The sequence below is a fragment of the Pseudoruminococcus massiliensis genome, assembly GCF_900291955.1.
In the GTDB taxonomy this organism is placed as follows: domain Bacteria; phylum Bacillota; class Clostridia; order Oscillospirales; family Acutalibacteraceae; genus Pseudoruminococcus; species Pseudoruminococcus massiliensis.
The window spans coordinates 253,841-270,379 of sequence record NZ_OLMR01000001.1 but is presented as its reverse complement, the minus strand read 5'-3'; the positions used below and the strand labels follow the sequence as shown (position 1 = coordinate 270,379).

General features: G+C 44.7%; 15 protein-coding genes and 1 pseudogene. 9 read left to right on the top strand and 7 right to left on the bottom strand.

All coding sequences use genetic code 11. The features are described from left to right. Positions 1-262 precede the first annotated feature (262 nt). Positions 263-2,200, bottom strand: a complete 1,938-nt coding sequence (gene tet / locus C9914_RS01245) for a TetM/TetW/TetO/TetS family tetracycline resistance ribosomal protection protein (protein ID WP_035300359.1) — start codon at positions 2,198-2,200, stop codon at positions 263-265. Between the two features lie 529 nt (positions 2,201-2,729). Here tet and C9914_RS01240 point away from each other — a divergent pair. Continuing rightward, positions 2,730-3,560 (top strand): hypothetical protein, encoded by an 831-nt coding sequence (locus C9914_RS01240; RefSeq protein WP_229038337.1) that lies wholly within the window; start codon positions 2,730-2,732, stop codon positions 3,558-3,560. 51 nt (positions 3,561-3,611) lie between these two features. Here the strand turns inward: C9914_RS01240 and C9914_RS01235 are convergent, their stop codons facing one another. The 6 genes and pseudogenes from C9914_RS01235 to C9914_RS01210 form a co-directional block, all read right to left on the bottom strand. Beyond that, positions 3,612-5,972, bottom strand: coding sequence for a recombinase family protein (locus C9914_RS01235; RefSeq protein ID WP_021631982.1), 2,361 nt, complete (start codon positions 5,970-5,972; stop codon positions 3,612-3,614). Positions 5,973-6,020: 48 nt separating this feature from the next. Continuing rightward, positions 6,021-6,551: pseudogene (locus C9914_RS01230) on the bottom strand (type IV secretory system conjugative DNA transfer family protein); the annotation flags it as partial. Continuing rightward, positions 6,548-7,024, bottom strand: a complete 477-nt coding sequence (locus C9914_RS01225) for a PcfB family protein (protein WP_106762852.1) — start codon at positions 7,022-7,024, stop codon at positions 6,548-6,550. The gene C9914_RS01225 and the pseudogene C9914_RS01230, both read right to left, overlap by 4 nt. A gap of 97 nt (positions 7,025-7,121) precedes the next feature. Continuing rightward, on the bottom strand, positions 7,122-7,340 hold the full coding sequence (locus C9914_RS01220) for a DUF5348 domain-containing protein (protein WP_005422968.1): 219 nt from the start codon (positions 7,338-7,340) through the stop codon (positions 7,122-7,124). 23 nt (positions 7,341-7,363) lie between these two features. Beyond that, positions 7,364-8,479, bottom strand: a complete 1,116-nt coding sequence (locus C9914_RS01215) for a DUF6017 domain-containing protein (protein WP_456238917.1) — start codon at positions 8,477-8,479, stop codon at positions 7,364-7,366. 60 nt (positions 8,480-8,539) lie between these two features. Beyond that, positions 8,540-8,902: a hypothetical protein gene (locus C9914_RS01210; RefSeq protein WP_005422970.1), complete on the bottom strand. Its 363-nt coding sequence runs from the start codon at positions 8,900-8,902 to the stop codon at positions 8,540-8,542. A gap of 636 nt (positions 8,903-9,538) precedes the next feature. Here C9914_RS01210 and pyrH point away from each other — a divergent pair. The 8 genes from pyrH (at position 9,539) to ispG (ending at position 16,357) form a co-directional block, all read left to right on the top strand. Next, complete coding sequence (gene pyrH / locus C9914_RS01205) at positions 9,539-10,243, top strand: UMP kinase (RefSeq protein WP_022264999.1); 705 nt, start codon at positions 9,539-9,541, stop codon at positions 10,241-10,243. A 117-nt stretch (positions 10,244-10,360) separates the two neighbouring features. After that, positions 10,361-10,915: a ribosome recycling factor gene (frr, locus tag C9914_RS01200; RefSeq protein ID WP_022264998.1), complete on the top strand. Its 555-nt coding sequence runs from the start codon at positions 10,361-10,363 to the stop codon at positions 10,913-10,915. A gap of 63 nt (positions 10,916-10,978) precedes the next feature. Next, the gene (locus C9914_RS01195; RefSeq protein ID WP_022264997.1) at positions 10,979-11,707 is read left to right on the top strand and encodes an isoprenyl transferase; all 729 of its coding nucleotides are present in this window, start codon (positions 10,979-10,981) and stop codon (positions 11,705-11,707) included. Further along, the gene (locus tag C9914_RS01190) at positions 11,708-12,529 is read left to right on the top strand and encodes a phosphatidate cytidylyltransferase (RefSeq protein ID WP_022264996.1); all 822 of its coding nucleotides are present in this window, start codon (positions 11,708-11,710) and stop codon (positions 12,527-12,529) included. Between the two features lie 11 nt (positions 12,530-12,540). Further along, the gene (locus tag C9914_RS01185; protein WP_158707305.1) at positions 12,541-12,762 is read left to right on the top strand and encodes a hypothetical protein; all 222 of its coding nucleotides are present in this window, start codon (positions 12,541-12,543) and stop codon (positions 12,760-12,762) included. Positions 12,763-12,788: 26 nt separating this feature from the next. After that, entirely contained in the window at positions 12,789-13,928 is a 1,140-nt protein-coding gene (gene dxr / locus C9914_RS01180) for a 1-deoxy-D-xylulose-5-phosphate reductoisomerase (RefSeq protein WP_106762847.1), read from the top strand. 24 nt (positions 13,929-13,952) lie between these two features. Further along, positions 13,953-15,311, top strand: a complete 1,359-nt coding sequence (locus C9914_RS01175) for a site-2 protease family protein (RefSeq protein ID WP_242972032.1) — start codon at positions 13,953-13,955, stop codon at positions 15,309-15,311. After that, on the top strand, positions 15,308-16,357 hold the full coding sequence (ispG, locus tag C9914_RS01170; RefSeq protein WP_106762845.1) for a flavodoxin-dependent (E)-4-hydroxy-3-methylbut-2-enyl-diphosphate synthase: 1,050 nt from the start codon (positions 15,308-15,310) through the stop codon (positions 16,355-16,357). Before C9914_RS01175 ends, ispG begins: the two co-directional genes overlap by 4 nt. Positions 16,358-16,539: the final 182 nt, after the last annotated feature.

Genomic DNA, 16,539 nt, shown 5'->3' with positions numbered 1-16,539 from the left:
TACCTGCTGTGTCGGGTAAACGGTCAAGGGTAACGGTATTCGGTTTTAGCCTCGCTGGAAAGGTGCAGACGCAGAGCGGATGTACCTTTCCAGCGAGGGCGCAGGGATAGCCGCAAAGCGGCGCAAGGGGCGCAGCCCCTTGTACGGAGCGGAGCGACGCAAACGGCCCGGACTTTCGGAAGTCCGGGCCGTAGCCTCGCAGAGCGCACGATACATGGTCGCAGACCATGTATAGAAGTGCGCCCTTTGTTCCAAAGGGATTTTATAAGTCCATCATTGATGGGAGAATTTTGTTGAACATATGGCGCACCTTATCAATCCGGGTGTTTGGGCGGCGTGGCTGAAAAACTGGTTCGCCGCTGGCGATTTGATACCCCTTCAATTCTGTTAAACAAACGCTTCTCCCGTTTGTATAAAAGGTGAGGTCATTGCGGTACTCTTGCACACAGCGGGCAGGGATTTCGCCAGTAAAAATCACCTCGCTGTTTTTAACCTGGGTCGTTTCAATACTCGCGCAATATTTTGGTGCGTCATGATAAGCTCTGGAGAGATATTCCTGCGGCGCATAGAGTGTAAAAGAAAGATATGGTTCCAATAGCTGCGTCCCCGCCTTTTTCAACACCTGCTCCAATACAATAGGTGCCAATGACCGAAAGTCTGCGGGAGTGCTGACCGGACTATAATAAAGCCCATACTCAAAACAGATTTTACAGTCCGTTACCTTCCATCCATACACGCCTTGTTCCAGACCGTAGCGGATACCATCCAATACAGCGTTTTGAAAACTCTGATTCAAGTATCCAACGGAAACTTTGCTCTCATACTGCACTCCGGTGCCAAGGGGGAGAGGGGTGACGGACAGCCCGATGGACGCCCAGAATGGATTGGGCGGCACTTCGATATGAATGGTGTGACTTACCGCTTTCAATGGCCTCTCCATATAGATGACGGTAGGTTCTTTTGCAGTTGTGTTGAGCTGATATTTTTCCACCAGAAGATCAGAGATAATTTCCAATTGTACCCGGCCCAAAAAGGAGAGAATGATCTCATGGGTCACAGCGTCTACTTCATAGCGCAGAAGCGGGTCGGTATCCGCAATTTCTGTCAAGGCGTTTAACAAGCGTTCCCTCTGTTCTGGTTTCTCTGGTGCAATTGTTGTCCGCAGCAAAGGGAGAGGATTGTCGCTCCACGTTTCACGGGGCAGCAGCAGTTTGTTTCCCAGCACATCATTCAGCCGCAAACTGTCGCAGGGTACAATGACGATCTCGCCCGCATGGGCAATCTCTGTTCGGACAATCTCACCCTTTGAGGGGATACGCATTTCCGTAATTTTCAGTTTTTCTTTCCCTGCCAAGGCTACGGAATCCCGCAAATGAAGCGTACCGCTATACAACCGCAGATAGGCAAGGCGTTGGCTCTGGTTTGCGTACTCAACTTTGAACACAGTTCCGCACAATTCAGAGCTGTTCTGCCCGGTGGGTGATTGGAATGTATCTGTGACCGCTTCAATGAGTTGTCGGATTCCCAAGTTTACCTTGGCACTGCCATGATAGACCGGAAACAGAGAGACGCTTTGGATTCTCCTGTTTTCCTCCCGCAGAAGTTCTTCTTTGTCCATTGGTTCTCCGGCAATATATTTCTCCAACAATTCATCACAGTCCGCAATCACGGTATCCCAATTCTCCAGCCCCATGTTTTCCATGATGGATATATCCGGGGAAAGCTGCACGTTCTGCTTAATAATCATATTTGCGGAGAGCTTATCTCGGATAGACTGATACACACCTGGCAGGTCAATCCCGTCCTGGTCGATTTTGTTAATAAAGATAACAGTTGGGATTTTCATTACTTGCAGAGCATGAAACAGAATACGGGTCTGCGCCTGAACGCCGTCTTTTGCAGAAACAACCAAAATCGCTCCGTCAAGAATGGCAAGGGAGCGATAGACCTCCGCTAAGAAATCCATATGCCCAGGAGTATCCACAATGTTGACCTTACAATCGTGCCACTGAAAGGAAGTGACCGCCGTTTGAATGGTGATTCCACGCTGCCGCTCTAAAAACATGGTGTCCGTTCTCGTTGTTCCCTGATCCACACTGCCGGGCGCCTCGATTGCTCCGCTGGTATATAACAGGCTCTCCGTCAAGGTCGTCTTACCTGCGTCTACATGAGCAAGAATGCCAATATTGATGATTTTCATATGATTGTCCTCCATACAAGGCCCAGAAGGGCGCAAAAATCCCCAGCGACAAATACTTTTACCGCTGGGGATGATAGGTAGGACACACATGAAAACTGCGGCCAAGGCTGGCCGTTGTCTATCACGATATGAAATGAAAAGGCAAAAGTATTCTTAAATTGGGTACAAAAACCAAGCCCTCTCCTTGAGGACGTTTGTCTTTGTTCCCATTATCAAATTTTATTTAAGAATACCTTGCCGCATATTGATAAACTCCTTTGCTTGGATTTTTATAGTATAGCATATCAAATTCCCAAAAGCAACCCTGTTAAGATAAATTTTTTCTGTCACTGCACCTCCATATCTCTCTCGTGTATACGCCATACGCAACTCTTTTCAAAAAAGAAGTGGACGCGCTGGCAAAGCTGTGGTAGAATGAAACGAAAGAAGGTGAGGATGGTGGAGCTCAAAGCACGTCACAGATGACAGCGCGGGTTATGATGCCGCCTGTAAGCGTGTCCTGTCTGAAAAGGCAATCCTGGCGCGGATTATGAAGTCCTGCCTGGAAGAATACAAGGATTGCGATGTCAATGATATTGCCGAGAAGTACATTGAGGGCCAACCCCAGGTGTCCGCCGTCCCGGTGCTGCCGGACGAGGGTGGCACAGTCATCAGCGGCATGGACACCGAGGACAAATCGGTGCGCGAGGGGACAGTCACCTATGACATTCGCTTCCGCGCCATCGTTCCCGACTCCGAGGAACAAATTGCCCTCATCATCAACGTGGAGGCCCAGAACGATTTTTACCCCGGCTATCCGCTGATAAAGCGTGGCATATACTACTGTTGCCGCATGATTTCTTCCCAGTACGGCAGGGAGTTCACTGGCTCCCATTATGAGAAAATCAAGAAGGTCTACTCCATCTGGATTTGCATGAAACCGCCGCAGTATCGAGAGAACACCATTACCCGGTATCGGCTGGTGGAAGAATATCTGGTCGGCGAGGGCAAAGAACCCATCAGGAATTATGATTTGCTGTCCATCATCATGCTGTGCCTTGGCGGGCCGGATGGGTCAAATTATGACGGCGTATTGCGGATGCTGGATGTGCTTCTCTCCAACGAAACCAGCGAGGCGGAAAAGCGGAAAATTTTGCAGGACGATTACGACATTCAAATGACGCAGACAATGGAAAGGGAGGTGTCGGTCATGTGTAATTTGAGCAAGGGCGTTGAGGAAAAAGGCGTTGCTAAAGGTATCTTGTCCTCTATCAAAAACCTCATGGAAACGATGGGGCTGACCATTGAACAGGCTATGGCGGCGCTGAAAGTCCCGGAGGGCGAACGTCAGAAATATATGGATTTGCTGGAACGGCAGTAATGACAAAAACGCCACGGACTATCGTTGTCCCTGGCGTTTTCTGTATCTACGTTAGCTGACTTGAGCAGCTTCGGCTTCTGCCTGTTTCTTCCTGTGGTAGTTCTCCCGCCTCGCGGCAAGCATACGTTCATACCGGGCCTGGGCTTCGGGATCTCCGGCGGCAGCGTCCGCATACATTTTCTGACGGGACTTCTTTACCGCTTCTGACTGTTGCGCTCTCTGCTGCGCCAACTCTGCCGCCGCTACCGGGTCGGTTTCGGCGCGGGCTTTCAAATCCTGCAAAGCCGCCTTTTTCCGATTGCGATGGGCTTCCAGCCGTTCCGCTTCTTCTAGGGTGAGAGGCAAACCTGCCTCGGCACATCTGGCAAGTTCTTTCAACGTCCGCTGTTGGGGCTTCGGGGGCTGTGCGGACTTCTGCCTGTCACGCCACGCTTTGTGCTGCTCGGCTTTCTTCTGGCGGTGCGCCGCAAGCCGCTCCGCTTCCTCCGGGGTGAGATCGGCTCCATCCAGCTTGGCGAGTTCCTTCAGTGAGCGTTTGCGAGGCTTCTCTGGCTGACTGGCCTTTTTCTTGTCGCGTTGCTTCTGCTGATAGGCCCGATTGCGCTCTAACCGCCGTTCTTCCTCCGCCTGTTCCTCCGGGGTCAACAGGCCCGCCCGCTTCCTCGCGGTAAACTCCCGGCGCTCCTGCTTGTACCTCTCATACCGAACCTGGGCAAGCACCTGGGAGCGTTCCTCTTTCTCTGCCTGTTCCTCCTGCTGGCGGCGTTCTTCCTCCTGCTCCATCGGGGTCACAATGTCGGCGGGAACCTCAAACGCGCCAATGAAATTGAAATAGAAATCTAACCGCTGACGGCGCTGCTTTCCCCGTCCGTTGCCCTCATGGACAACGATTTTCTCGATAAACTCATTGAGAATGGGCGTAGTCAGTTCCGAAAAATCGGTGTACCGCTTGGCAAGGTCGATAAACTCCGTCATTCTCACCCGGTCGGCGTTCCAGTTGTCCAGCAAGCCCTGCCACTCCGTCATGGAGGCTTCCAGCGCGGCCTGTTCCTCGTCATACTCGGCAAGGAGACGGCTGAAATGCTTATCCGGCAGCTTGCCCGTGGCGTTGGCCTCGTACAGCTTCTTCACCAGTCCGTCCAGTTCGGCGTGGCGCTTCTTCGCCTGGACAATCTGTTTCCGGCAATCCTTGACTGCTTCCTCCTGGCGCAGACTGGATGCCTTTCGAACCCGCTGAACAAACTCCTGCTCGTTGTTGCGGACATACCAGCTTATCCGCTGGATGGCGGAGAGGATCGCCGCTTCCAGCTTTTGCGTGGCAACATAGTGAATGGTGCAATCCTCCATAGGTGCCCGGTATCTGGAACAGGTGAAAGCATCGTCAATGTACTTGCCTTGGACAAGACTGTTGTGGTGGGTCAGCTTTGCGCCGCAGTCGGCACAGTAGAGCAGTCCGGTTAAACGGTTAGGGGCATTACTCCGCTTGGGTGTCCGGCGCTTGGTTTCCCGCAAACGCTGAACATTGTGCCACGTTTCTTCGTCAATGATGGCGGGGACGGCTCCCTCAAATACAAATTGTTCCTCTGGCATTGTCCTGCGGGTGCTTTTAGTCTTGTAGTTCTCACAGACAGTCTTGCCCAGCACCTTGCGCCCCAGGTACTCCGGCCTTTTAAGAATATAACCCAGGGTGGTGGCAGACCATGCGTAGGGGTCGCGGTAGCTGTTGGCTCGAACAGGACAGCCGATACGCTTCCAGTGTTCGGAAGGGATGGGGATTTGCTCGGCCCGCAGCGTTCGGGCGATGCCGTTGACGCTCTGACCGTCCATGACCATCTGAAAGATGCGGCGCACAACGGCGGCAGCTTCCTCGTCGATCACCCACTCGCCCTTTTCTTCTTTTGAGGCGAGATAGCCATAGGGGACGGCCCCCGAACAGCGCAGGCCCTTTTCCATTCTGGACTTGAAAACGGTCTTGATTTTGCGGCTGGTGTCAGCAACGTACCACTCATTTATCACATCCCGGAAGATGGACATAATATCAAATCCATTGGCGGTGTCCAGGTTGTCATTGGCGGCGATAAAGCGGACGTTGTACTCGTCAAAGGTGCGTTTGAGCAAGCCGACCTCCACCACGTCACGGCCTATTCTGCTCTGGTCTTTGACAATGACGGTAGCCACATTTCCGGCCCGTATCTCGTCCACCATAGCGTCCAGGCCGGGCCGCTTGAAGGTCGTTCCCCGCACCCCGTCATCGGTGAAGTGGCGGACATTAGTGAAGCCATTTTTTCGGGCGTAGTCCTCCAGGATGCGCTTTTGATTTTCTACGGACACGCTCTCGTCAGACCGCCCATCGTCGTGAGATAACCTTTCGTACAATGCTGTGATTTTACCCTTTTGCTCCTGCTTCCTCATGTGTGTAACCTCCTGTTTTGTATTTTCACGACCTTTCTATCCTTATTATAGTGACCCTTTCGGGTCTGTGACAACATAGCTGCTGTGCATTTGCATTAAGTTGGGCTTTACAAAAAACCTTGTTTTGCCGCTGCCGGAGCCGCCGATGACAAGCACGTTTTTGTTTCTTGCATACTTCGGGTGCTTCGGGCGGCTGCTCATCATCAGCCTTTCGGTCTGCGTCAGCAGCACGTTATTTTCAAACATGGGGTCGATATATGGCTTTATATCCTCGGCATTGCCCCAACGTGCAGAGCCGTACTCCATGCCCTTACGGTATTTCTTTGCGTTCTTGCCTTTCACATAGACCGCAAGCCGGATAACGACAGCCCCGACAATGCCGATAAGCAAATCCATAGGGTTAAAACTCGGCAGGGCATTTGAAAAGGCAGCGGAAAAGCCGCTGCCAATGGAAACCAGCTTGCCGGAGAGGTCAGCCCCCGGCGAGAGCCGCACCGCCTGTCCGACTTTATCAAAGAGATACACAAAGAGCAGATAGGGGGCGTTTAGGATAAGCAGCTTCTTGATATTCGGCTTCATAGCGATACCTCCCTGTCCTTGTATTTTGTCTTTTGACGGTTCGCGTTAAGCTGCTTTGCTGCTTCCCGGAATGTGGCAAGTGCCTTTCGGATAGAGGGCTTTTGCTCCTGTGTCAGCTTCTTTGCGGAAAACTCCTTAAAGGCTGCGGTCAGAGCGTCCGCGTCCCGCCCCTTGAAAAAGACGAGATAACGGGGCGGCGTTTCGGTGCTGTCTTTCTTTAGGGCAAAGTCGATACCGTATTTTTTTGCCGTCTGCTCAAAGGCTTTGATATTGCCCTCGGTTATCTCAATGTTGGATAGCCCCGCGTTCTGCTTCGCAAACTGCTTTAGGGTCTGCTTCCCGTGGGGCTGTTTTTCCTGCTGCTTTTTTGCCTGTGCAAGCATGGCTTTGATTGCCTTTTGCAGCGTTTCAGCGGTCAGCTTCGCTCCCTTGACAGAGAGCGCAACCACTTTTTCGTTGATTTCATCTTGCAATGTTTACCGTCCTCCTTTCCCGGTAGTAGTGATAGTGTTAAGGTGGTACGCCGCTTTTGGGCGTGAAAAAAGGGCGTCCGTTCTTCACGCCGCCCCGTTAAATCCGCACCCGCAGCCCGTTCAAGTCCTCGGCGCGGATACCTACAAGATACCAGTTGTCCCCGTACTCAATCCGGGTCGGCTTCCATTTGCCGCCTGTGAATACGTCCATGCACTCGCCGCAATGCAAGCCGCCGTAATAGTCGGCAATATCAAAGCGAATATCGTAGCGGTCAGCGGTTTCGTCAAAAATTAAAGCTCCTGTTTTCTGTGCCATGTGGTAAATCCTCCTTTTTTCGTTTACAGGCTTTCGCCCTCGTTGTAGGTGTAGTAGTCCGGGTCGCCGTATTTAGGCTTGCCGGATAATGCGCCGCTTGCCATGTCGTGAGCGACAAGGGAAGTATAATAGCTGTCAATGGTAGACGGGGCATTGAAAAGAACCGCCTTTAGGTACTGCTTGATATTGCGGATTTTCGTGGTGTTCTCCTGCATACAGTCAAGCACAAAGCGGATATGTTCGCTGTTCAGCTTCATAAACTTTGACTTCACAAGCTCGGCGGGGTAATCGTCCCCTGCAATACGGATTTTCTTTCTTGACGTACAGACCGTTTCAAGGATAATGTCAACAATCTCATTCAGACGGTCATGGTCAAACTTCATATCCTGCAAGAGAATGTCATACTCGATATTGTCCTTGATGATTTCCTCATACACTCTGTAAGCGTCATTCCTTTCCGTTCCTTTCCGTTCCGGCGGCTGTGCCGCTTCGTCCTCGCCATAAGGCAAGGGATTTAGGGAATGGATAGGAATGGAATGGGTACTTGATAAATCCGTATTTGATTTTTCTTTTTTTTGTAAGTTAGTTCTTGATATATCTTTATTTAATTGCATTGGATTTTCCGACGTCGGATTTTCCGTTGTCGGGTTATCCGCTGTTGGATTTTCCAATACCGGGCAATCCAATTCCGGCGGCTGCGGCTGTTCGTAAATGGTGTACTCGATTGCGGTCATTTTGCCTTTCTCGTCGCGTCCCTGCCGCCTTGTGATATATCCGGCTTTTTCAAGCTCCCAAACGGCGGTACGGATAGCGTCGATACTTTCCCGGTTGATGTAGGACAGCCCTGCAAGGGTATAGTCCCAATCCTCCGGCAGGGACAGCATTTGAGATAACAGCCCCTTTGCCTTTAAGGAAAGCTCCTTGTTGCGTAAGTGGTGGTTGCTCATTACGGTGTAGCCTGTGTTGCGTTCCACACGGAAAACTGCCATAGCTTCATCACTCCTTTGCTTTAGATTTGTTGCGCAGTAGAACGCGGATTTTGAGGGGTAAGGTATCTTTTCCTTGCTTCCTCTGTTTTGCGTTCTGTAAGCCCGATAAATCAAGGCTTTTTTTGCCTCTACTGCGTAACATGAGGGCATAAAAATAGCGGCGTTCCTGTTCTCCCAGTGAGAGAGTGAGAAACGCCGCTGTGCGGGTCGCTATTTCATTTCTTCTGCTATCAGTTCTTGCATGACTTCTCCAAAGTCTGCCATGAAAGAAAAGATGAAGTATTCCAAAACGTCGGGGTCTGCGTCCATAGGCTCGGCTTCCTCTGAAAAAGGCAAGCCCATTAGCCCATAAAGCAGTTTGATGATTTTGAACAGCTTGCCCCGGTCGGTGGGGTTGTTCATGGTTACAAGTACGTTGGTAAGGCGGTTGATTGTTTCCATGTCGCCGCCTGTCGTTACCCATACCATTTCCGCGAACGGCTGCGTGATTGCCCCGGCGACAAGGTTTATCTTATCCTTGCCGATTTCGCCGGACGGAAGTATAATACCCTTAGTCAAAAGTTCGTTTTTCATGTCGTCCTCCTTATATTCTGTGGTGCTAAAATGGTGTCCGGTCTTACAAAAACACCTTATGCGGAGATATGACAAGAAAAATGAAGATATGCGGAAAACCTTGATTTTAAGCCATTTTCACATTGGTTTATAAACATTTGTGAGGACTTATAAAAGGTTTTGCGTCTATCAAATCAATAAAAAATAAATTTATAGAGGCTGTCGAACTATTATTTAGAATATTTGGAGAATTATAGTATTTTATAAAAGTAAAGTAGGAGGTTCATGCCATATTGAATGGATGTGAATCTCCTATTTTTAAATTAATATCTTTCTGTGATAAGCTATTCTAATACGAATTATTGATTTACCATTATGAATAAACTCTCTTATTTATTCTATAGAGCAAAATAGAGCAAAATTTAAAGTGCTTACAAAACAAACTTTATTGTAGTTTACATTATAAATTAGTTTTATAAGTAAACCAGTTCTTTTGATTAAGCTTGTTTTATATGATATATAATGTATTTGAATTTTAGAACAGTAGCTCATTTATATGATTTAGTCGGTTTATAACTTTTATCTTTACATAGCCGTCAAAATATAGTAAAATAAAAAATGGATAAAAATAAGAAATAAAAATTAGGAGTGGTTAAATTGAAGCCTAAATATAAGAGAGTTTTGTTAAAGCTTAGTGGTGAATCACTTGCAGGAAATGAAAAGCATGGAATAGATTTTGATACAGTTCTTAAATTCTGTGAGCCTGTAAAAAAGCTTGTTGATATGGGTGTTGAAGTTGCAATAGTTGTTGGTGGAGGAAACTTCTGGAGAGGTCGTTCAAGCGGTCAGATGGATAGAACTCGTGCTGACCATATGGGTATGCTCGCAACAGTTATCAATGCACTTGGTGTTGCTGACGCTTTAGAGCAATTCGACCTTCAGGTCAGAGTACAGACAGCTATTTCTATGCAACAGGTTGCAGAGCCTTATATCAGAAACAGAGCCGTTCGTCATCTTGAAAAGGGCAGAGTAGTTGTATTTGGTTGTGGTACTGGTAACCCATTTTTCTCAACAGATACAGCCGCAGCACTCAGAGCAGCCGAAATTGAGGCAGATATAATCCTTAAAGCAACTATGGTTGATGGCGTCTATGACAGCGACCCTAAAAAGAATCCTGATGCAAAGAAATTTAAGACGCTTACTTTCCAGGAAGTGCTTAACCAAAATCTTGGTGTTATGGATAGTACAGCCGCAGCAATCTGCAAGGACAACAATATTCCAATTATCGTATTCAGCCTTGATAATCCTCAAAATATCGTGTCTGCTGTTTGCGGCGAAGATATAGGAACGCTTGTAGAATAACACTGGTGACTTATTTATGGTAGCAACAGGTGGCTCGGATTTTTCTTTAATAGGTTTAATATTTTTAATCTTAGGACTTTTATTTTATTAAATTATATAAACAGGAGGCTTTTATCTATGAAAACAGTATTAAAAAATGCAGAGGACAAAATGACCAAAACAATTACTCACCTTGAGGAAGCTTATTCAGCTATCAGAGCAGGCAGAGCTAACCCTGCTGTACTTGATAAGCTTACAGTAGATTATTATGGCACACCTACACCAATCAACCAAGTTGCAGCTGTTTCTGTTACAGAAGCAAGAACACTTATGATTCAGCCATGGGACGCTTCTATCTGCCGTGCTATTGAAAAGGCTATTCAAACTTCTGATATTGGCATCAATCCGCAGTCCGACGGTAAGGTTATCAGAATGATATTCCCACCGCTCACAGAAGATAGGCGTAAGGATATTGTTAAGGAAGTTTCTAAGATGGCTGAGGAGGCTAAGGTTGCTGTTCGTTCATCAAGAAGAGATGCTATTGATAAAATCAAGGCAATGAAGAAGAGCGGCGAAATCACTGAAGATGATGAAAGCAAGGGCGAAAAGAAAGTTCAGGATATTACAGATAAGAAGATTAAAGAGATTGATTCAATCTGCGAAGGTAAGCAAAAGCAGGTTATGGAAATCTAAAAAATACTGCCTTGGTAGGTGATATTTTTAGACTTATCCTACCCGAGAAGGGAGAATGAATCTATGGCAAGACTTAATAACAGCAAACAATCGGGCGGAATACCTACCCATGTTGCGATTATTATGGACGGAAATGGTCGTTGGGCAAAAAAGCGTGGTTTGCCTCGTACAGCCGGGCATACAGCGGGAGCGGCTACTTTTCGTCATATTACAAGATATGCAAGCCGAATTGGTATAAAATATCTTACAGTTTATGCTTTTTCGACAGAAAACTGGAAGCGCCCTGCTGATGAAGTTAATGCACTTATGAAGCTATTTCATAAACAGCTTGTAGAATCACTTACAGATTTTCGTGATGATGATGTCGTAGTTCGCTTTATAGGTGATAAGAGCGGATTTTCAGATAATCTGCAAAAGCTTATTGCTGAAACCGAGGAGGTTTCTAAGGACAGAAATGGTATGGTTCTTAATATAGCTATGAACTACGGTGGCAGAGATGAGATTTTAAGAGCGGCAAAACTCCTCTGCGAGGATTGTATGAGCGGTAAAATTTCTGCCGATGATATTACCAAGGAGATGTTTGCACAAAAGCTTTATACAGCTAATCAGCCAGACCCGGATTTAATAATTCGTCCAGGCGGTGAGGCTCGTATAAGTAATTTTCTGTTATATCAAGCGGCATATTCAGAACTTTATATAACAGATACTCTTTGGCCTGATTTTTCTGAAGACGATTTGATTCGTGCGATTGATTATTATAGCAAGCGTAATAGACGCTTTGGAGGTATATGAATGGCGAAACGAATAATTTCTGCCATTGTAGGCATTTCATTTATATTGCTTGTTATATTTCTGAGCCATACTTGGCATATATTGATAGATATTTTTATGGCGTTGGTTTGTGCTGTTGCCGTAGGTGAATTTGTTCATGCAACAGGCTTATTGAAAAAATATCTTATAAGTATACCAAGTATAGCCTTTGCGTTCTGTAATGCTATGCTGTTTTCATACGGTTATCAGTCGATAATATGGTATGTGTATACAGCAATTATGCTTTCTGCGATGATATTCTTTCACGAAAAGCTCTCATTCAGAGAGGTTTCGGATACTTATGGAATGACGATTATCATATCGTATGGCTTAGCAACAGTTATTTCAATGAAAAACCTTGATGTTGCACATTCATCATTCTATTTTATACTTGCTCTTGCTTTGCCTTGGCTTGCAGATGGTGGAGCATATTTCGCAGGAAGCTTTTTCGGCAAACATAAGCTTTGCCCGAAAATCAGCCCTAAAAAGACAGTTGAAGGAGTTATTGGCGGAGTCATCGGCTGTGTCGGACTTTGCTGTCTTATGTGCTATATATTCTCAACGTTCATTTATAAGGATATTCAGAGCATAAACTATGTAAATCTGATTATACTTTCTTTTGTTGGTTCTCTGCTTTCAGTTCTTGGAGATTTGAGCTTTTCTCTTGTTAAGAGAACCTATGGTATAAAGGATTACGGAAATCTCATACCTGGTCACGGTGGTGTACTTGATAGATTCGATAGTGTAGTATTCGTTTCGCCATTTTTGCTTATTTCATTGACATATCTGCCAGTATTGGCTTGATTTTTGGTGATATGATGAAAAGTGAAAAGGAAGTAATTCAGATAATTGATAAAATATTGCAGTTAATTTATGATGGGACAGATGAAGAATTAAATGAAGCAATTTACGAAATGGAAGCTTCTGTTCCATTTTACTCAAAAATATATAATATGATATTTTTCAGTAATGAGGAATTAACAGCTGAAGAAATTTATCAAAAAGCAAAAGCAGAACATAAACCTATATTACTTTAATTTTTAAAATCAGAGGTGTGTCGATTATGTATCAAAATATCACACTTCTCGGCTCTACAGGCTCAATAGGTCGTCAAACACTTGATGTTGTGCGAAAGCTCGGCATCAAGGTTTGTGCTTTGACAGCTAATAATAGCATTAAATTACTTGAAGAACAGGCACGCGAGTTTAAACCGCGTGCCGTCTGTATAGCTGACGAAAATAAATATTTAGAATTAAAAAATAACCTTGCCGACACCGATATAAAAGTTCTCGGTGGAAATGACGGCATACTTGAATGTGCAAAACTTAGTGAGAGCGATGTTGTAGTTAATGCGATAGTTGGTATCGCAGGTTTAAGACCTACGCTTGAGGCTATTTCTGCAAAAAAGGATATTGCACTTGCAAATAAGGAAACCCTTGTTACAGGCGGTGAACTTGTTAAAAAAGCTATTCGTGAGAATGGCGTAAAGCTTTTGCCTGTTGACAGTGAACATAGTGCCATTTTCCAGTGCTTACAGGGTACACCAAATGGCTCTTTAAAGAAGATTATACTTACTGCTTCAGGCGGTCCTTTTTTTGGAAAAACTCGTGATGAACTTGAAAATGTTACAGTAAAAGATGCACTCAACCACCCTAATTGGAGTATGGGTACAAAAATAACAATAGATTCTGCTACAATGATGAATAAAGGTCTTGAGGTTATTGAGGCTTGTCATTTGTTTTCAGTTGGTTTGGAGCAGATTGAAGTAGTTGTGCATCGTGAAAGCATTATTCATTCTATGATAGAATTAAACGACAATGCAGTTATTGCACAGCTTGGAACAGCAGATATGCGTATACCTATACAGTATGCGATTACATATCCCGAAAGGTTCGAATCACCTGCCGAATCACTTGATTTCACTACACTTAGAAGTCTTACTTTTGCAAAGCCTGACAGAAAAGTTTTTGAGTGTCTTGCTTTATGTGAGGAGGCTTTCAGACAAGGTGGAGTTATGCCTACTATTGCAAATGGTGCAAATGAGGCGGCGGTTGCGTTATTCCTTGAAGGGAAAATAGGTTTTTTGGATATTCCAAAGCTTATTAAAAAAGCTATGATAAATATTCCTAATAAACAAAACATAAATATAGATGATGTGTTTAATGCCGATAAAATGGCAAGGGAACTTGTTTTAAAAGGCTGATTTAACTAAGGGAGAGGGGATTTAATGAAGCATATTTATGATAATGATGGTGAAAAGCTGTTTTCAGTTCGCAAGGATGGGACAGTTGCCGATAAACACAACAAAAAGGTTGTCGGAAAAATTGATGGAGACAAGATAGTTGATAATGACGGAAAGATTATGTATAAAATGTCGGCAAGAAATAAACTTGTTGATGACAACGGTGAAGAAATCGGACATATTCGTGAGAATAACTTTATTTACGCTGGTGTTTTGGCTGCTCTTGCTGTTATTATTACTCTTGTTTGTGTATTTTCTTTTGTAGAATCTGCACTTCTTATAATAATTGGTGTTTTACTTTTTGAGCTTATAATCTTCATACACGAACTTGGACATTTTATGACTGCAAAGGCATCGGGTGTTAAGGTCAACGAATTTGCTCTTGGTATGGGGCCGAGAATTCTTAGGTTCAAAAAGGGCGAAACAATATACTCGTTAAGACTTTTGCCTATTGGTGGCTTTTGTGCTATGGAAGGTGAGGACGAGGAAAGCGATAATCCGAGAGCCTTTGGCAAAGCTGCTTGTTGGAAACGAATTATAATAGTGGTTGCAGGTGCGGTAATGAATATCGTACTTGGCTTTATCCTTATGATGATAACACTTATGCCAAATTCTCAATTTGCCTCAACTACAATTTCAAAATTCCACGAGAATGCTACAACATCAGCCTCATTAAAAGTTGGTGATGAGATTGTTTCTATAAATGGCTATCGTGTTTATACCTCTCAGGATTTATCATTTTCTCTTGTAACAGCTAATCAAAACAGTGATGGTGAATTTGCACCTGAAATTGTTGTAAGAAGAAATGGCGAAACTGTAAATCTTGGAAATGTAAAATTCGGTTCGAGAGAAGTCGATGGCAAAAAAGCAATAGTGCTTGATTTCTATGTTGCACCGATACAAAATAATTTCTGGAATCTTATTGCTGAAACGGGAAAGGGCGTTGTTTCTACTGTAAGACTTGTCTGGGCAAGCCTTTTCGGATTGATTACAGGAAGATTTGGCTTTAATGAGCTTGCTGGTCCTATCGGAATGACATCTGCGATTTCACAGGTTGCGAGTGCAGGACTTCAAAGCGGTTTCGGCGATGCTGTTATGAATATTGTAAGCGTTATGATGATGATTACTGTAAACCTTGGTGTTGTAAACTTGTTGCCTCTGCCGGCTCTTGATGGTGGCAGACTTGTATTCTTAATTGTTGAGCTTATAAGGAGAAAGCCTGTGCCAGCAAAGTATGAGGGTTGGGTTCACGCAATAGGTATGATTGTTCTTTTGGCATTTATGGCTTTAATTTCGTTTAGTGATATACTAAGACTATTTACAGGAACGGGGCTTGGTGGATAGTGAAAAGACAAAGTAGAAAAATTAAACTTGGAAATATTTATATAGGCGGAGATTCAGAGATTACTGTGCAATCTATGCTGAATGTTCCAGCAAGTAATATTGAGGAAAGTGTTAAACAAGCCATTGAGCTTGAGAGAGCTGGTTGTGAGATTATAAGAGCAGCTATTCCTAATATGAATGCAGTTAAGTTGATTCCTGCTCTTAAAGAGGCTGTAAGTGTACCGATTGTTGCGGATATACACTTCGACTATCGTCTTGCTATAGAGTCCGCAGCCGCAGGCGTTGACAAAATAAGAATAAATCCAGGTAATATTGGCAGTGACGACAGAGTTAAGGCTGTCGTCAAGGCTTGCCGAGAAAGAAATATTCCTATAAGAATAGGAGTAAACTCAGGTTCTCTTGAAAAAGAAATTCTTGCAAAGTATGGACACCCTACACCGCAAGCGTTGTGTGAGAGTGCTTTATATCACGCATCATTGCTCGAAAAATTTGATTTCTATGATATAGTTCTTTCAATGAAAAGTTCGTCTGTGCCATTTATGGTTGAGGCATATGAGATTGCCGCAGAAAAGTGCGATTATCCGCTTCATCTTGGAGTAACAGAGGCAGGCACTCAGCGTATGGGAATTATAAAATCCGCTGCTGGTCTTGGTGCGTTGCTTTTAAGAGGTATTGGTGATACTATTCGTGTTTCGCTTACTGATAATCCTATCAATGAAGTTAAAGCTGCTAAGGATATTCTAAAGGCACTTGAAATTCGCAAGAGCGGAGTTCAGTTTATTTCCTGTCCTACCTGTGGAAGAACAAGTATAGATTTAATAAGTATTGCACAAGAGGCTGAAAGAAGGCTTGAAAACTGCGATAAGAATATTACTGTTGCAGTTATGGGCTGTGCTGTTAATGGACCTGGCGAAGCAAAAGAGGCTGATATTGGAATCGCAGGCGGAAACGGTGATGGACTTATTTTCAAAAAAGGTAAAATTGTCAAGAAAGTTAAAGAAGATAAGCTCTTAGGTGAACTTATGGCAGAGATAGAGAAGATGTAGAAAGTTTTATTAAAAATAACTTTATTTTGTCTATGTGAAGAATAATCATCATAACCTTAATAGAAAAATGATTATGTACGATTTTGTGGAAGATTTTGAATATTGGGGTTATGATGGTGTTCAATTATAAAATAAATCATACAGAATTTTTGACTGTTTTTTAGCAAGAAAGAAGATAAAGA